The following is a 16844-nucleotide window of genomic DNA, read 5'->3' on the forward strand; positions in this document are numbered from 1 at the left end:
TGTCTTGCGGCTCAAAGGCCGAGATAGGCGCGGCGCAGTTCGTCGCTGCCCAGCAAATCCTGCGGAAGGCCGGAGAACCGCACGCTGCCGTTTTCGAGCACGTAGGCGCGGTCCGCGATCTCCAGCGACTGGCCGACGTTCTGCTCGACCAGCAGCACGGCGAGCCCGCCGTCGCGAAGCTGGCGGATCAGCGAGAACATCTCTTCGACCAGCAGCGGTGACAAGCCCAACGAAGGCTCGTCGAGGATCAACAGCACCGGCTCCGCCATCAGGCCCCGGCCGATGGCGAGCATCTGCTGCTCGCCGCCGCTCATGGTGCCGGCGTGCTGCTTGATGCGCTCCTTCAGCCGCGGAAAGATGTCGAAGACCTTGTCGAGATTGGCAGCGCGGCGCTCGCGGGCGCGGGTGAACGAGCCGAGCTCGAGGTTCTCCAGCACGCTGAGGTTCGGGAAAACCTTCCGTCCCTCAGGCACCTGGATGAGCCCGGCCTTGACCACTTCGCGATAGTGCGCGCCACTCAGGTCGTGGCCGTCGAAGCGCACGGTGCCGCTCCAGGCGGGGCAAAGGCCGCAGACCATCTTGTTCAGCGTCGACTTGCCGGCCCCATTGCTGCCGAGCAGCGCGACCATCTCTCCGGCGTTGACCTGCAGATCCACGCCGCGCAGCACTTCGACGCGGCCATAGCCGCCGCGCAGCGCGCGAATATCGAGCAGCGACGTCATGCGATGACTCCATGCACGGCATTGGCTGCCGCGGCCTTGCGCAGCCGCGCCGCGGTGCCGTGGCCCAGATACGCCTCGACCACCTTGTCGTTCGAAGTCACCTGTGCGGGGCTGCCTTCTGCGATGAGTTGCCCTTGCGCGAGCACCCAGACATGCGAGGCGAGATTCATCACGGCCTGCATCACGTGCTCGATCATCAGCACGGTCACTCCGCCCTCGGCAATGCCGCGCACCACCGGCATCATCTCCGCGATCTCTTGGGGGTTGAGGCCCGCGAGTACCTCATCGAGCAGCAGCAGTCGCGGCTGCGTCGCCAGGGCGCGCGCCAACTCGAGACGCTTGCGACCCGCGACCGTGAGATCGGACGCCGGCTTGTCGAGTTGGGCGCCCAGGCCCACCCGGTGCGCGACCTCTTCCGCGCGCCGCAACGCTTCGGTCCGGTTGCGCACGTGCAGGTGAGCGCCAACGGCGATGTTCTCGCGCACCGTCTGCGCTGCGAAAGGCTTGACGATCTGGAACGTGCGCGTCATGCCCAGCAGTGCGTTCCGATGCGGATCGCGGCCTGTGATGTCCTGCCCCGCGAAAAGAACGGTGCCGGAGTCGGGCTTGAGGAAGCCCGACATGAGTGCGAACAACGTGGTCTTGCCCGCGCCATTCGGCCCGATCAAGGCACTGAGGCTTCCCTCACGCACTGCGAGGCTCACATCCTGCACCGCCTTCAATCCACCGAAGGATCGCGAAATGCCACTCAGGGCCAGCAAAGGCTCAGTCATGACGGCTCCCCTTCCCTGCCCACAATTGACGCACCGACAGCCCCATGCCGGCGATTCCGCGCGGTAGGAAGATCACGATCAACACCAGCACCGTGCCGTAAATGACCATGTTGATCCCCGGCAATTCGCCGAAGAGATTGCGCGTGAAGTCCGACAGCACATGCAGCACCGCCGCGCCGAGCACCGGCCCCCACAGCGTGCCCATGCCGCCGACGATCGCAGCCACCAGCGCCTCCACCGACGTGCCGGAACCGTAGGCAATGCCCGGATCGATGTACTGGAACACCTGCACGTAGAACGCACCCGCAGCGCCCATGAACGCACCGGAGATGCCGATGGCCGCCAGCTTGACGCGGAACGGATCGACACCGACCGCACGCGCCGCGTCCTCGTTGTCGCGAACCGCCTGCAGATAGGCGCCGAATCGCCCGTTGCGCAGCCACCAGGTCACCAGCAACGCGGCCGTCACGAAGGCGAGCACGACCCAGAGGTAGCCACTGCGCGATGCGAACTGAAGGTTGGCCGCCGATTCCCGCAACGGGACCATCAGGCCGACGCCGCCCCCGGTGAAAGGAACCGACGACGCCAGGATGCGAAACACTTCGGCGAAGGCCAACGTGACGAGCGCAAAGTAGGAGCCCTTGAGCCCGTATCGGAAAGTGAGCGCGCCCACGAAGAGCCCCACCAGCGCACTGCCCAGTACCGCCATCGGCAGTGCGGCCCAGGCATTGATGCCGCCCTGCAGTTGCGCAATCGCCTGGATATACGCACCCGTTCCGAAGAAGAGCGCATGCCCGAACGAGAACTGCCCGCCGAAGCCGCCGAGGATGTTCCAGGCCTGCGCGATCAGGGTCGCATAGAGCGCCATCATCACGAAGTTGAGTGCCACGCCCGACGAAGTCACCAGCGGGATGCACGCGACGACCACGGTGAAAAGCGCGATGCCGCCCAACTGGCGCAAACCCGCAGCAGATACGTTGGTGCCGCTCATGCCTTGGCTCCGAACATGCCTTCAGGGCGGAACAGCACCACACCGATGAAGATCGCGAAGATGCCGATCTGCCCCAGCGATTCACCGAGGTAAAGACCGCCCAACGATTCGACGATCCCGACAAGAAACCCACCGACGAGCGCACCGACGAAACTGCCCATGCCGCCCAGCACCACGATGGTGAAGGCCACAAGCACGAAGCCGCTGCCGACTTGCGGATTCACGTAGTAGGCCGGCAGCAGAAAGCACGCCGCGGCACCGAGGCAGGCCAGGCCGATGCCGAAGCTCACCGCATAGACATGGTCGACGTCGATGCCCATGAGCTTGGCGCCCTCTTTCTCCTTCGCCACCGCACGGATGGCCCGCCCGAGATCGGTGCGGCCCATGATCCAGAACAGCACCGCCGACACCACCAGCGCCCCCGCGAAGGCCACCAGCTTGGGCACGGCGATCATCGCGGGGCCGATCGCCACCGTACTCAGCGAATACGCGGTGTCGATATTGCGCGTGTCCGACTTGAAGAAGATCAGCGCAAGGTTCTCCATCACGATCGCGATGCCGAGCGTCGCGAGCAGGATGTTCTCGTCCTTGCCGTGTCCGGCGCGGTTGATGACGATGCGCTGCAGCGCATAGCCGAGCGCGAACATGCCCGGCACCACAATCGGCAACGCCAGGTAAGGGTCGATGCCCCAGTTTTCCTTGAGGAAGTAAACCGCGTAGAGCGCCAGCATCAGGCAGGCGCCGTGCGCGAAGTTGATGATGTGCAAGACTCCGTAGATCAGCGTGAGCCCCAGCGCGATCAAGGCGTAGACCGCGCCGGTCGTCAGGCCGTTGAGCACCGACGGAAAAAGAATGCCGAAGTCGAGCATCTTGCCTCGTCTTCTTCAGGCCGAGCGCAGCGGGAACAAGGGCTCCACTTCGCGGAACTCGCGCGGGATGATGACCTTGATGTCGTTCTTCGCGACCTGCGTCATGAGCGGTTGTGCCCCTCCGTTCTGGCCATTGACGAATTGGGTCGGGCCGTACGGCATGATGTGATTGGAGAAGGTGCTCTTCTCCAGCGCGTCGATGATTGCGGCGCGGTCGCTCGACTTGGCACGCTCGAGCGCATCGGCCAGCAGCCCCATCGCGGTGTAGGTCATGAAGACCTCGTAGCTGAAGAACTGGCCCTTGGCCTCGACGCGCTTGCGCAGTTCCTGCGAGCGCTTGTCCTTGGGGTTGAACCAGTGGTTGCAATCGATGATGCCGTTGGCCGCTTCCGGAAATTCCTTGACGAACTTGTAGCTCGATGCGGCGCCGCCCAGCACCGAGAAGATCGCCTTGGGCTGCACTTTCTGCTGCTGCATCGTGCGCACCAGCAACGCGTATTCGTTGTAATAGTTGGCCGGTATGACGATGTCCGGATTGACGGACTTCATGCGCAGCACGATGTTGTTGAAGTCCCGCGTCGGGTTCGCGTGCTTCACGACTTCCTTCACCTCGAACCCGTAGCCCGGCAGTTCGCGCGAGAGCAACTGGGCCGTGCCGGTGCCGAAGAGCGAGTCTTCGTGAATGATCATCACCGTCTTGGCCGGATTGCCCGCAGCCTTGTTGAGCACCAGCAGATTCGCCATCGCCACTTCGGTCGACTTCTTGTAGCCCGGGCCGAAGCGGAAGGTGTTCTTCAGGCCGCGCTCGACGATCTGGTCGGCCACGCCGACGTCGACCACGTGCGGCAGGTTGTATTTGGCGGCGGCCTGGGTGGTCGCGAGGCAGATCGCAGACGCGAAAGCGCCGACGATGGCCGAAACGCCGGCTTCGTTCATCTTCTCGACTTCGGCCGCGCCGGCCTGCGGCTGCGATTGCGCGTCGCCGAGCATCGCTTCGAGCTTGGCGCCACCCAGCGACTTGATGCCGCCGGCCTGGTTGATGTCCTCGATCGCCATCAGCGCGCCAAGCCGGCATTGCTGGCCCGAATAGGCGAGCGCGCCCGTGACCGGGTGCAACACGCCGACGCGCACGGGCTTGGGCTGCGCGCCCCCCACGAGCGGAAACGCGAGCGACGTGCCGAGGGCGGCGGTCTGCGACAGAAAGCGGCGGCGGTTTTCCATGGGGACTCCTCGTTGGTTAAATGAATTGCGCGGAAAGCTCTTTGCTGACCCACACCTTGGCGTCGATGCCGCCGACGCGGGACAACTGCATCTCGTAGGTGTAGCGATCGGGCCGGTAGAGGCCGTGCAGCCACTGCACGGGCCGCTCATTGGCGTCGTAGACGAGCCGCCGGACGGCCAGCAGCGCGGAGCCGACGGATACGTCCAGGTGCTGGGCCAGCGTGGCGTCGGCCAGCTTGGCGCTGATGGTCTGGTGCGCACGCCCGACCTGCACGCCGGCCTCCTCGAGCAGCACCAGGATCGGCTTGCGTGCCAGCTCGCGCCGGCCGAACTGGCGCGCGACTTCGGCAGGCACGTAAGTGGTGATGTGCGAAAGCGGGCCTTCGCGTGTCGATCGCACGCGCACCGCCTTCTGCACGGCATCGCCCAGATTCAGCTGCAGTGCGGCAGCGACGCTCGCCGAAGCCGTGACGGTCTGCACATCGATCACCTTGACCGAGGTTCGCAGCCCCATGCTGACGAGGTTTTCGAGCAGGCCGCCCAAGTTGGCCCGTTGCACGCTGATGCCCTGGCCGCCCTCGCCCATTGACGGCGTCGCCGTGCGGATCGGTCGCGTGCCGCGCCCAGGCTCGCGCGAAATCAGGCCATCGGCAGCCATCTTCTCGAGGGCCCGCCGCACGGTGACGCGCGAGACGCCGAATTCCTCCATCAGCGCGAACTCGCCCGGCAAGCCGTCGGCGAAGCGCCCCTCAGCGAGCTGCTCGCACAACAGCAGATAGATCTGGTGGTACTTCGGCAGTGGCATCTGGGACATGGGCCCTAATCGTCACGGCGTTCCTTTGTTCCGTCAATAGGACATTTGCAGCCGAACTGTCTGCCAGCGCAGCCGCGGCCTCGCGCCCCGTTCGGGCAAACCCTTAGCGGAGCGGGAAGCGCCTGAGCATGCTTCGGCCGAGCGACGTGATCTCGTTGACGACGGCCGGCGGCTGCTGGTAGCCCTCCAGCGTGCGAATCGGTTTGGGAATGCTCGCCCTCACATGGCCGGCAAGGCTCAGCACGCGAACGGCGTCGACCTGCGCGCCGGACGTGACGGCTACGGGCAGCTCCTGCGCTGCCAGGCGATGAAGAAGATGCATGGGCACGGACGGAGTATGCCTGCGCGCCGTGCGCTTTCCGGCTTCTTCAGAGCGCTTGCGCGTTGCTGAAAACCGGTGCGCGACGCTCCATGTTGGCGCGCACGGCTTCGCCCTGGTTCGGGCTGCCGATCAGCGCCTTCTGCTCCACGGACTCGGCGAGCAGAAGGTCCGCGGCACTGTGGCTCATGGCCGCGTTGAGCAGGCGCTTGCCTGCACGAATCGCATCGGGGCTCTTCCGGGCGATCTCGCGCGCCATTTCGAGCGCCTCGGCCAGCGGGTCGGCCGCCACGCGTGTGGCAAGGCCGAGCCGCACCGCTTCTTCGCCGGAGAAGATGCGGCCGGTGAAGGTGAGTTCGCGCAGAACGTCGTTGCGGGCCAGCTCGCGCATCAGCACCATGCCGGCCATGTCCGGGACCAGGCCCCACTTGATTTCCATCACGGACATCCGGGTGTCCGCCGCGACCAGCCTCAGGTCGGCGCCCAGCGCCACTTGCAAGCCGCCCCCGAAGGCGACGCCGTGCACCGCCGCAATCACCGGGACCGGCATGTCGCGCCAGACCATGGCGACGTACTGCGCGGCATTGGATATGCCATGCGTTCGCTCGATCAGGTCCTTGCCGGCCGAGGATTCACCCACGATGCCGCCGCCTTGCCCTTGCATCTTTGCAAATGATTCCATGTCGAGCCCCGCGCAGAACGCCTTGCCGCGGCCGGCGATGACTACGGCGCGCACGCTGGTGTCGTCCCGCAGGCGGCTGCCGGCGTCGATGAGTGCGTCGAACATTGCCGGGTCGAGCGCGTTCATCTTGTCGGCGCGGGCCAAGTGCAGTTCGACGACGCCATCGGCGTGGCGGATGGATTCGATGCGATCGTTCATGGGGAAGTCTCCTGGGTTTTGCCTGAGGTTTTGCCTGAAGTATGGGCGCTCGGCGATGATCGCGGTGTCGCTCAGCCAACAGTTCTGCCATGCCTTTCGATCGTCGCCGGTTCCTCCAGTCGGGCGCTGCAGCCGCCGTTGTTTCGCTGCTGGGCGAAGCACGCGCCTCGGCGACGCCGGGCGACGGCCGGCTGGGTTTCACCGCGGTGGAGGCCACGTTGCGCGATGCCGTGACCGTGCCGCCTGAATACGAGGCGCAGGTGCTTTATCCCTGGGGAGCGCCGACCGGCATCGCCGGCTCCATGCCGGCGTTTGCGCCCGACGCCTCCAACAGCGCCGCCGATCAGGCAGTGCAGGCGGGCATGCATCACGACGGAATGCACTTCTTCGCGCTCGAAGGCCGCACCGATCGCGGGCTGGTCGTGATGAACCACGAGTACACCGACGACCAGTTGCTCCATACCGACGGCGCGCAGCCATGGACGGCTGAGAAAGTGCGCAAGTCGCTGCATGCGATGGGTGTCTCGGTGATCGAAGTCGAACTCACGCCCGCAGGCTGGCGCCAGGTGCTTCCGTCGCGGTACGCCAGGCGCGTGCACGGCGCGACGCCCATGCGCATCGCCGGGCCGGCGGCGGGTGCTCCGCTGATGCGCACCGACTACAACGCCGGGGGCGATCGCGTGTCCGGCACCTTCGCCAACTGCGCGATGGGCGTCACGCCATGGGGCACCTATCTGACTTGCGAGGAAAACTTCCAGGCCTACTTCGGCGGGCCGAAGGCGTCGGCAAATCGGGCCACGCCAGCGCAACGCCGCTACGGCACCGTGAGCGGAAACTCGTGGACCGAGTATTGGCGTTTCGAAGAACGCTTCGATCTCACGCGCCATCCCAACGAGGCCAACCGCTTCGGCTGGGTGGTGGAAATCGACCCGTTCGATCCGACCTCCACGCCTGTCAAGCGCACCGCCCTGGGCCGCAAGCACCAGGAAAGCGCAACCTGCACGGTGACGAAGGACGGCCGGGTCGCCGTGTACATGGGCGACGACTCGGCCTTCGAATACATCTACAAGTTCGTGAGCCGCGATAAGGTGCGCCCTGGCGGCAGCGCGGCAAACAGCCGTTTGCTCGATGAAGGCAGCCTCTACGTCGCGCGTTTCGACCCCGATGGGCGCGGCCGATGGCTCGAACTGCGGCACGGCGCCCATGGCGTCGACCGGGAGAGCGGTTTCGCTGACCAGGCCGAGGTTCTGATCCACGCGCGGCTTGCAGGCGACATCGTCGGCGCGACGAAGATGGACCGCCCCGAATGGATCGCCGTGCATCCGGCCACCGGCGAGGTGTACGTCACCCTCACCCACAACAGCCAGCGAGGCCGGCCTGGCCAGCCGGCGCCGGATGCCGCCAACCCGCGCGCGAACAACATCTTCGGCGGCATCCTGCGCTGGCGCGAAGACGGCCACGATGCCGCCAGTACGACCTTCGCCTGGGACCATTTCGCGCTGGCGGGCGATCCCGAAGTGCCCGGTGCCGGCGCACGCTACCCCAACGATGACGCGGATATCTTCGGCTGCCCTGACGGACTGCACTTTGACGCCGGCGGCCTGCTGTGGATACAGACCGACATGGGTGGCCGCACCATCGGCAAGGGACCGATGGCCGCATTCGGCAACAACCAGATGCTCTGCGCCGACCCTGCGAGCGGGCGCATCAAGCGCTTCCTGGTCGGCCCGGGCGGCTGCGAGATCACCGGCTGCGTCGTGACACCCGACCGCCGCAGTCTCTTCGTCAACATCCAGCATCCGGGCGAGACACGCATATCCGGCAGCAACGTGCCCAACAGCGCGTGGCCCGATGGCGCCGCGCCCGGCAGCGCGCGTCCGAGGTCGGCCACGGTGGTGGTGCGGCGGCGGGACGGCGGTATCGTCGGCACCTGAGGAGAAAAAAATGGCCATCCGAATCGTCAGGCTCGGTACTGAGCGAGCACCCGGCGAGGGTCTTCGAATCGGCACGGTGCGCCGCCCGCCGCGCGGCGTGCCGAAGACTGAATTTGCCTCCCACAACTGGTATGACGTCTGGTACCCCAATCTCGCGCCTTCGGTGGAGACGATGAAGATGGCGCAAGCCGCCCAGGCTTCAGGGGTGCCGGCGCAGTGGGCCGCGTTCGGCCGCAAGTTCAAGAGTGAAATGGCCGAGCCGGACGCGAGCCGCAGTCTGGACCTGCTCGCAGCGCTGTCGCATCAGACCAACCTGTCCGTCGGCTGCTATTGCGAGGACGAGGCGCACTGCCATCGGTCGTTCCTGCGCGCGCTGCTGGCGGACCGCGGCGCGGACATCGCGGGCTAGCCGCGCAGACTGAGCATTCGCCTTCAGCGCGTTGCCCTGGCGATGCCCTGCGCGGCCGAGCGCAGCTTGTCCAACTGCTGCAAGGCGTCCGGGAGCGACATGCGGACCGCCGGAGCCTGCAGCGCGACGGCGCATCGCACATGTCCGCGCGGCTCATCGCGCACCGGCACCGCGACGCACACCAGCCCTTCGATGAATTCCTCGGCGTCGACCGAATGGCCTTCGCGGCGGATGCGGTCGAGTTCGCCTTCCAGCGCCTCGCGTGTGCAAAGCGTGTGAGACGTATGGCGCTGGTAATGAAGCCCATCGAGGAGCCGATCACGCTGCACGCGGGGCAGGTTCGCCAGAAACAGCTTGCCGCTGGCAGAGCAATGCAGCGGCACGCGCGACCCGGGCCGAAGATCGAGCCGCAGGGGAAACGCCGTCTCTACCCGATCGAGATAGATCACTTCCGCACCCGACAAGGCCGTGAGATTGCAGGTCTCGCCCACGTCTGCGACGAGTTGCCGCAGGACTGCATGGCGCACGCCCGTCGCGGTGCTTCCGCGAAGCACTGTTTCAGCAAAACGCATCAGCCGGGGCGTGATGGCGTAGCGGCGCCCGTCGCTGCCCCGCGCGAGCAAACCGCCTTGTTCGAGTTGCTGGAGCATGCGGTGCACGGAAGGCTTGGGCTGGCCGCTGATGCGAACGACATCGCTGAGCGCCTGGGGCTCGCCCTCGCCGGCCACGAGTTCGAGCAACTGGAGCAGGCGCAGCCCCGGCGTGGCGGCCGACTCGGCTTCTTCCCCGGGCGCGGGGGCGGAATGATCCATGAAAAATCCCTGACAAATCTCAAAATACGAGACGAATGTTCGAATTAATTCGAGATTTTGACTGAACCTCGCTAAGCTGCAAGCCCTAAACGAACGGGCACACGCATTTTTCGCTTCCCCGCTTTTTTTGGTCTTTCGTTGTTCGTCTTTCCTTTCCCGCGAGCCATCCCTGTGTCTGCACCCGTGCCTACTCATCAGCAAATCGCCTTGATCGGCGCCGGCCCGTCCGGACTCGCCGGCGCACGCAACCTGCAAAGGCTGGGCATCCCGTTTCAGGGCTTCGAGTCTTACGAGGACGTGGGCGGCCTCTGGAACATCGACAACCCACGCAGCACGGTCTACCAATCGGCGCACTTGATCTCGTCGAAGCGAACCACCGAGTTCGCTGAATTTCCGATGGCGGACACCGTGGCCGACTATCCCAGCCATGCCGAACTGCGACGCTATTTCAGCGACTTTGCCGATCACTTCGACCTGCGGCAGCACTTTCGCTTCGGCACCAAGGTGATCCGTGTCGAGCCCGTGACCGAAACTGCCTCGACGCTGTGGCGCGTGAGCGTCGACGCGGGCGATGGCCGCATCGAGACTGCCGACTACAAGGGCGTGATCATCGCCAACGGCACGCTGTCCGAACCGAGCATGCCGCGCTTCGAGGGGCGCTTCAACGGCCAACTCCTCCACACGTCGGCCTACAAGCATGCGAGCCTCTTCAAGGACCAACGCGTGCTGGTGGTCGGCGCCGGTAACAGCGGCTGCGACATCGCGGTCGACGCCGTGCACTACGCCAGGAGCGTCGACATCTCGGTGCGGCGCGGCTACTACTTCGTGCCCAAGTACATCTTCGGCAAGCCGGCGGACACGCTCGGGGGCAAGCGCCCGTTGCCGGCGTGGATCAAGCAACGAATGGACGCCAAGGTGCTGCAGTGGTTCACCGGCGACCCGGTGCGGTTCGGGTTTCCGAAACCGGACTACCGCATGTATGAATCGCACCCGGTGGTCAACTCGCTGGTGCTGCATCACATCGGCCACGGCGACATCGGCGTCAGGGCCGACATCGCGCGGCTCGACGGCGACACGGTGCGCTTCAAGGATGGCAGCGCTCGCGACTACGACATCGTCCTTTGCGCGACCGGCTACAAGCTGCACTACCCCTTCATCGATCGCGCATGGCTCAACTGGCAAGGCATGGCGCCGCGCCTGTACCTGAACATCTTCGCGCCGGGATTCGACAACCTGGCAGTGCTCGGAATGATCGAGGCGAGCGGCATCGGCTGGCAAGGCCGCTATGAGCAGGCCGAACTCGTGGCCCGCTATTTCAAGGCGCAATCGCAGGGGAGCCCCAAAGCGATTGCGCTCAAGCAGGCCAAGGCAGGGCCGAGCCCGGATCTCTCCGGTGGCTACAAATACCTGAAGCTCGAGCGCATGGCGTACTACGTCCACAAGGACAGCTACCGCCGCGCGGTGCGCGAAGCCTCGGCGGCACTGGCGTAATCCGGACGAACCGCCGATGCTCCCGGTCGACGAGGTGCGCCTCAACTTCAATCCTGCGTCGCTGATGCTGCTGAATGCGGTGCTCGGCTTCCTGATGTTCGGCATCGCGCTCGACACGCGGGTCGCCGATTTCAAGCGCGTGCTGCGCATGCCCGTGGCCATGGCGAGCGGCATCGCGGCGCAATTCATCGTGCTGCCCGCAGTGACCTACGGTTTGACGCTGCTTCTCAAGCCGTCGCCGAGCATCGCGCTCGGCATGATCCTGGTCGCCTGCTGTCCGCCGGGGAATGTGTCGAACATCCTCACGCATCGGGCAGGCGGCAATGTGGCCCTTTCGGTTTCGATGACGGCCATCTCGAACTTGATCGCGATCATCGTGATGCCTCTGAACTTCGCCTTCTGGGGCGGCATGCATGAGACGGTGGCGCCGCTGCTGAAGGCCATCGCGCTCGATCCCCTGGACATGGTTCTGCACATCGTGTCGATCATCGGCGCACCCTTCTTGGTCGGACTCGCATTCGGACACTGGCTGCCACGGCTTACCGAGCGCATCAAGAAATCGGTGCGGATCATCAGCTTCGTGTGCCTCATCGGATTCATCGCCGCGGCGGTGGCCGGCAACTGGCGCTACTTCCTCGACTATGTGGGCCTGGTGCTGCTCGCCGTCGTGCTGCACGATACCCTGGCGTTCGGCACGGGCTATGCCTGTGCGACGGCTGCAGCTGTTTCGGAACACGACCGCCGCGCCATCACCTTCGAAGTCGGCATCCGCAACTCGGGCCTGGGGCTGGTGCTGATCTTCAGCTTCTTCGGCGGACTCGGCGGCATGGCGGTCGTCGCTGGGGTCTGGGGCATCTGGGATATCGTCGCGGGCCTTGCGCTCGCCGCCTGGTGGGCGCGTCGCCCCCTGTCTACTGTGGCCGCGCGCTCGGCCTGAATCTGAATCGATCCATGGAAGTCTCCCAGCCCATCGCGGTACGGCGCGTGCTCGTCACCGGCGCCGACGGTTTTCTCGGCCGCACGGTGATTGCCGCGCTTGCAAAACTGCCCGACATCCAGCACGTGGTCGCGCTGGATGTCCGCGAAGTGCCAAAGCCGCGCCAGGTGCCTGGCGTGGTCTATGCCGTGCAGGACGTGCGCGCGCCGCAGATCAGCACCATGCTCGGCGAACACGCGATCGACACGGTCGTCCATCTCGCCTCGATCGTGACGCCGGGGCCCGACAGCACACGGCAGTTCGAATATTCGGTGGACGTGCTGGGCACCCGCAACGTGCTCGAAGCCTGCATTGCCAATGGCGTCGGGCACATCGTCGTGTCCTCCAGCGGCGCCGCCTACGGCTACCACGCGGACAACCCCGCATGGATCGACGAAGACACGGCGCTGCGCGGCAATCACGCCTTCGCCTATGCGCACCACAAGCGGCTGGTCGAAGAGATGCTCGCCGCCTATCGCACTTCGCATCCGGCGCTGCGCCAGACGGTGCTTCGCATCGGCACGATCCTGGGCGCGAGCGTGCGCAACCAGATCACCGCGCTGTTCGAAAAGCCGCGCATCCTCGCGATCCGCGGCAGCGACAGCCCCTTCGTCTTCATCTGGGACGAGGACGTCACCGGCTGCGTGGTCCACGCGATCACTACCGGCCGCGCAGGCTGCTTCAACGTGGCCGGCGATGGTGCGCTCACGCTGTCGCAGATCGCTTCGATCCTGCACAAGCCGATGCTGGTCCTGCCCGCGCCGTTGCTGCGGATCGCACTTTCGATCGGATCGCGGCTGGGCATCACGCGCTATGGACCCGAGCAACTGGACTTCCTGCGCTACAGGCCCGTCTTGTGCAATGCACGGCTGAAATCCGAATTCGGCTATGTGCCTCGCAAGACGAGCCTGGAAGCCTTCCTCGCCTTCAAGGCCGCACGCACGGCGCACGAGCAGGCACAGCGGCAGGTCAGCGCATGACCCCCGCTGCCGGACTCAGCCGCGGCGACTTCGGACGCGCCCTGGGCGTGGTGCTGATCTGGGGCGTGAACTTCGTCGCCATGAAGATCGGGCTGCGGGACTTGAACCCCATGCTGCTGGGCGCACTGCGCTTCAGCGCGGCGTCGTTGCCGCTCTTCATGTTCGTGCGCCGTCCGCCCCTGCCGTGGCGCTATTTCGTGGCCTACGGGCTCGCGCAAGGGCTGGGTCAGTTCGGACTTCTGTTCCTGGGATTGCAGTTGGGCATGACTGCGGGCATGGCCTCCGTCGTGATGCAGACGCAAGCCTTCTTCACGCTGCTGCTGGCGGCGCCTCTGCTGGGCGAAAAGGCAAGGGCCAGCCAATGGCTCGGCCTCGGCGTCGCGCTTGCGGGACTTCTGCTGATCGCTGCCGCGCACGGAGAAGGTCCGGGCCAGATGACCTTGATCGGCTTCGTGCTCACGCTGTCGGCTGCATTGATGTGGGCGACATCAAACATCGTGGTGCGTTTCGCGGTGCGCGCGGCACCGGGCTACGACCCCTTCGGCTTCATTGTGTGGAGCAGCCTGGTGCCGATCATTCCTTTCTTGCTGCTTGCAGCGGCAATGAGCAGTCCGTCGACCGTGGTGCACCAACTCGCCGGGCTCGGCGTGGCCGCAGTGCTCTCGGTGCTGTTCCTCGCATGGTTTGCAACCCTGCTGGCCTACACGATGTGGACGCGCCTCCTGCAGCGCCATCCGGCAGGCCGTGTCGTGCCGTTCTCGCTGCTGGTGCCGGTCGTCGGGCTGGCCGCTGCTGCCATCAGCTTCGGCGAGCATCCGAGCCCGGCGCAGTGGATCGGCACGGCAGGCGTGCTGCTGGGACTGGTGATCAACCAGGGATTGGCGACGCGCCTGTTCGGCCGGTTGCGAGGCCCCCGCCCTGCCTGAAGATGCCTCGCAAGGCGAACGCTAGCGCTGCGCCTTGTCCTTCTGGTTCTGCGCCTCGATGCGTTCCCGCGCCGATTGCCAGTCGGCATCGCTCCACTGCCTCAACTCGTAGAAGTTGCCACCGGTCGCGAGCGCGTTGCCGCCGTCCATCATGATGCTCTGGCCGGTCAGCCAATCGCACTGGCCGCGCGCCATCAGGAACGCAGCCACGTTCTGCAGTTCGCTCATGCGGCCGGTGCGCGCCATCGGGTTCTGCGCCTTGCTGCGTGCGCCAGGCTCTTCACCGGGGTTCAGGCGCTTGCTCATGCCTTCGGTCGGGATCTCGCCAGGGCCGACGGCGTTGAGCCGAATGCCGTAGCGCGCCCACTCGACGGCCAGTGATTTCGTCATCACCTCGATCCCTGCCTTGCTCATCGCCGACGGCACGACATAGGGGCTGCCGTTGTCGACCCAGGTCACGATGATGCTCATCACGCTGCGGTACGGATCGCCGGCCTTCCACTTGCCTTCCTTCGCTTCGGCAACCCAGCGCTTGCCCACGGCTTGGGTGACATAGAAACTGCCATGAAAAACGATGTTCGCGACCGCATCGAAAGCGCGCGGCGAAAGAGCCTCTGTCGGCGAGACGAAATTGCCCGCGGCGTTGTTGATAAGCCCCGTCAGCCCGCCGGACTGCCAGAGGCTCTCGACCATCTCGTCCACCGCCTGCGCATTGCGGATGTCGACGCCGAAGGTGTCGATGCGCCGCCCCGGAAACTGCGTGCGCCATTCGGCGGCGGTTTCTTCGCAGACGCTCTGCCGTCGGCCGCAGATCGCCACGTCGGCGCCGAGACCCAGAAAGCGCTCGGCCATGGCGCGGCCAAGGCCCGTGCCGCCGCCGGTCACCAGAATGCGCTGGCCGGCCATGAGATCGGACTGGTACATGCGTGTCTCCTTAGGGATTGAATCGAAACGGGCTGTGCCACGCGCATCGTAGAGCGGACGCGACAAGCCGGTAAGCTCCAATGCGACATCACCAAGGCTTGCCGAGGACCCATCAAGGATCAATCCATGTCCAACAACTCGTCCCCCGAATCCCCCGAAGCCTTCGCGCCGCTGGCCGGCGTTCGCGTGCTGAGCCTTGCGCTCAACCTCCCCGGGCCGGCCGCGCTGATGCGGTGCCGTGCGATGGGCGCCACCTGCACCAAGCTCGAGCCTCCATCGGGCGATCCGATGGGCCACTACAACCCCACGGCCTATGCGGCGCTGCATGAAGGCGTCCCGGTCGAAGTCGCCGACCTCAAGACCGAAGCCGGGCAGCAACACCTGCACGCGGCACTCGAGAACACCGACGTCCTGCTCACATCGTTCAGGCCCTCCGCGCTCGCCAAGCTCGGATTGGCCTGGACCACGCTTCACGCACGCCATCCGCGGCTGTCGCAGGTCGCGATCGTCGGCGCCCCGGGAGATCGCGCCGAAGAGCCCGGTCACGACCTCACCTACCTCGCTGAAGTCGGCCTGGTCACCGGCACCGAGTTGCCGCCAACACTGTACGCCGACATGGGCGGCGCGCTCCTGGCGAGCGAGGCCGTGCTGAAATCCGCATTGCGCACCGGCGGCCCGCACGCGCCGGGAATCTGCCTGGAAGTGGCCCTCAACGCCGCTGCCGATTGGCTGGCGCTGCCGCACACCTGGGGGCTGACGAAGCCGACTGGCGCGGTCGGCGGCGCTCACGCTGGCTATCGCGTCTATCGCTGCGCCGACGGACGCGTGGCCGTCGCCGCGCTCGAACCGCACTTCGCGGCACGCTTGAGCGAAGCCGCCGGGCTGCCCGCTTCGTCCAACATGGCCGCCGCCGAAACGCACGAAGCCATCACCCGCTGGATCGGCTCCCGCACGCGCGCCGACCTCGAAACCATGGCGCGCGAACGCGATGTTCCGCTGCTCACCCTGGCCGATTGATACCGCAACAGAATTGATACAGAAATTCGCCGAGCTGGCACTCTGGGCGGCCCTTCCCGGGTGACGCGGCAGTGTAGACTGCTCGGTTTTTCCAATTGGCAGCATGGTGCAAGTGCAAGTGTCCCGGCGCACAGGTTTCACCGGCTCGGCGCTCACTCGCTTGCTCGCTCGACTGACCGACATCGACGTTCCTGAATCCCGACAAGCCTTCGCGGATCGATTGAGTCATTGGGTCAGCTGGACCGACGCCATCTCGCTCTCCGCAGTGCTCAATGGTGCTCCCGCGGCAGCGCCTGCGAAAGCCTCCGGATCGTCCAGCGCCGAAGAAGCGGAATGCGCCCGCATTCGCGCGTCGTTGGTCAGTGCGATCACTGAAGGCGGCGCAAGCGGGGCCGACTTCCCGCCGTACAAGCAGCGGTATCTCTCAAGGCAGCAGGCCATGGAAGTCGCCATCGGCCCTTTGCGTGGCCGTTTGCGCGCCAAGCTGGCAGCCAGGTCACCGTCACTCTCCCGGCTCGCCGCCGTGGACGCCGTCATGGAGCAAGCCCTGGATCCACACGAGCACCGTTTGCTGGCAACGGTGCCGGGACTGCTCGAAAAGCACTTCAAGCGCTTGCGGCAGTTTGCACAGGCACAGGCACAGGCGCCGGTTTCCGAGGACGAAGCGCAGCCGGACGCATGGCAGGACGCCTTCCGCAAGAACATGCAGGCCGTGCTGCTCGCCGAACTGGAAATTCGATTTCAACCGATCGAAGGGCTGCTGGAAGCCCTTCGATCGAGCTAACC

18 protein-coding genes are annotated in these 16844 nt (G+C 65.7%); 8 read left to right on the forward strand and 10 right to left on the reverse strand.

Annotated features, from left to right (window positions below):
* Positions 1-11 precede the first annotated feature (11 nt).
* From AC1DSF_RS04645 to AC1DSF_RS04680, 8 genes are all read right to left on the reverse strand, one after another.
* The gene (locus AC1DSF_RS04645) at positions 12-722 is read right to left on the reverse strand and encodes an ABC transporter ATP-binding protein (RefSeq protein ID WP_478123692.1); all 711 of its coding nucleotides are present in this window, start codon (positions 720-722) and stop codon (positions 12-14) included.
* On the reverse strand, positions 719-1495 hold the full coding sequence (locus tag AC1DSF_RS04650) for an ABC transporter ATP-binding protein (protein ID WP_478123693.1): 777 nt from the start codon (positions 1493-1495) through the stop codon (positions 719-721). Before AC1DSF_RS04650 ends, AC1DSF_RS04645 begins: the two co-directional genes overlap by 4 nt.
* Entirely contained in the window at positions 1488-2486 is a 999-nt protein-coding gene (locus AC1DSF_RS04655) for a branched-chain amino acid ABC transporter permease (protein ID WP_478123694.1), read from the reverse strand. The genes AC1DSF_RS04650 and AC1DSF_RS04655 overlap by 8 nt, the downstream gene beginning before the upstream one ends.
* Positions 2483-3355 (reverse strand): branched-chain amino acid ABC transporter permease, encoded by an 873-nt coding sequence (locus AC1DSF_RS04660; protein ID WP_478123695.1) that lies wholly within the window; start codon positions 3353-3355, stop codon positions 2483-2485. The genes AC1DSF_RS04655 and AC1DSF_RS04660 overlap by 4 nt, the downstream gene beginning before the upstream one ends.
* A gap of 15 nt (positions 3356-3370) precedes the next feature.
* A complete protein-coding gene (locus AC1DSF_RS04665) occupies positions 3371-4576 on the reverse strand; it encodes an ABC transporter substrate-binding protein (RefSeq protein ID WP_478123696.1) in 1206 nt (401 codons plus the stop codon).
* Positions 4577-4592: 16 nt separating this feature from the next.
* On the reverse strand, positions 4593-5381 hold the full coding sequence (locus AC1DSF_RS04670; protein WP_478123985.1) for a GntR family transcriptional regulator: 789 nt from the start codon (positions 5379-5381) through the stop codon (positions 4593-4595).
* Between the two features lie 112 nt (positions 5382-5493).
* A complete protein-coding gene (locus AC1DSF_RS04675; RefSeq protein ID WP_478123697.1) occupies positions 5494-5718 on the reverse strand; it encodes a hypothetical protein in 225 nt (74 codons plus the stop codon).
* A 40-nt stretch (positions 5719-5758) separates the two neighbouring features.
* On the reverse strand, positions 5759-6589 hold the full coding sequence (locus tag AC1DSF_RS04680) for a crotonase/enoyl-CoA hydratase family protein (protein ID WP_478123698.1): 831 nt from the start codon (positions 6587-6589) through the stop codon (positions 5759-5761).
* A gap of 89 nt (positions 6590-6678) precedes the next feature.
* Here AC1DSF_RS04680 and AC1DSF_RS04685 point away from each other — a divergent pair, with 89 nt between their 5' ends.
* The gene (locus AC1DSF_RS04685; protein ID WP_478123699.1) at positions 6679-8523 is read left to right on the forward strand and encodes a PhoX family protein; all 1845 of its coding nucleotides are present in this window, start codon (positions 6679-6681) and stop codon (positions 8521-8523) included.
* Between the two features lie 10 nt (positions 8524-8533).
* The gene (locus tag AC1DSF_RS04690; protein WP_478123700.1) at positions 8534-8932 is read left to right on the forward strand and encodes a DUF488 domain-containing protein; all 399 of its coding nucleotides are present in this window, start codon (positions 8534-8536) and stop codon (positions 8930-8932) included.
* A 23-nt stretch (positions 8933-8955) separates the two neighbouring features.
* On the opposite strand, the gene AC1DSF_RS04695 is transcribed toward AC1DSF_RS04690, so the two are convergent.
* Positions 8956-9744: an IclR family transcriptional regulator gene (locus tag AC1DSF_RS04695; RefSeq protein WP_478182404.1), complete on the reverse strand. Its 789-nt coding sequence runs from the start codon at positions 9742-9744 to the stop codon at positions 8956-8958.
* A 207-nt stretch (positions 9745-9951) separates the two neighbouring features.
* On the opposite strand from AC1DSF_RS04695, the gene AC1DSF_RS04700 reads away from it, so the two are divergent.
* Genes AC1DSF_RS04700 through AC1DSF_RS04715 form a run of 4 tightly spaced genes read left to right on the forward strand, consistent with a single transcriptional unit; the run spans position 9952 to position 14117 of the window.
* A complete protein-coding gene (locus tag AC1DSF_RS04700; protein WP_478182405.1) occupies positions 9952-11235 on the forward strand; it encodes a flavin-containing monooxygenase in 1284 nt (427 codons plus the stop codon).
* A gap of 16 nt (positions 11236-11251) precedes the next feature.
* Positions 11252-12172: a bile acid:sodium symporter family protein gene (locus AC1DSF_RS04705; RefSeq protein WP_478182406.1), complete on the forward strand. Its 921-nt coding sequence runs from the start codon at positions 11252-11254 to the stop codon at positions 12170-12172.
* 14 nt (positions 12173-12186) lie between these two features.
* The gene (locus AC1DSF_RS04710; RefSeq protein ID WP_478182407.1) at positions 12187-13191 is read left to right on the forward strand and encodes an SDR family oxidoreductase; all 1005 of its coding nucleotides are present in this window, start codon (positions 12187-12189) and stop codon (positions 13189-13191) included.
* A complete protein-coding gene (locus AC1DSF_RS04715; RefSeq protein ID WP_478182408.1) occupies positions 13188-14117 on the forward strand; it encodes an EamA family transporter in 930 nt (309 codons plus the stop codon). Before AC1DSF_RS04710 ends, AC1DSF_RS04715 begins: the two co-directional genes overlap by 4 nt.
* Positions 14118-14138: 21 nt before the next feature.
* On the opposite strand, the gene AC1DSF_RS04720 is transcribed toward AC1DSF_RS04715, so the two are convergent.
* Positions 14139-15041: an SDR family oxidoreductase gene (locus AC1DSF_RS04720; protein ID WP_478182409.1), complete on the reverse strand. Its 903-nt coding sequence runs from the start codon at positions 15039-15041 to the stop codon at positions 14139-14141.
* 126 nt (positions 15042-15167) lie between these two features.
* On the opposite strand from AC1DSF_RS04720, the gene AC1DSF_RS04725 reads away from it, so the two are divergent.
* Both AC1DSF_RS04725 and AC1DSF_RS04730 read left to right on the forward strand, forming a co-directional pair.
* Positions 15168-16058 carry a CoA transferase gene (locus AC1DSF_RS04725; RefSeq protein WP_478182410.1) on the forward strand — a complete coding sequence of 297 codons (891 nt, stop codon included), beginning with the start codon at positions 15168-15170 and terminating at the stop codon, positions 16056-16058.
* 103 nt (positions 16059-16161) lie between these two features.
* The gene (locus AC1DSF_RS04730; protein ID WP_478182411.1) at positions 16162-16842 is read left to right on the forward strand and encodes a DUF3348 domain-containing protein; all 681 of its coding nucleotides are present in this window, start codon (positions 16162-16164) and stop codon (positions 16840-16842) included.
* Positions 16843-16844: the final 2 nt, after the last annotated feature.

It is taken from the genome of Variovorax sp. 01N429, from assembly GCF_056399425.1.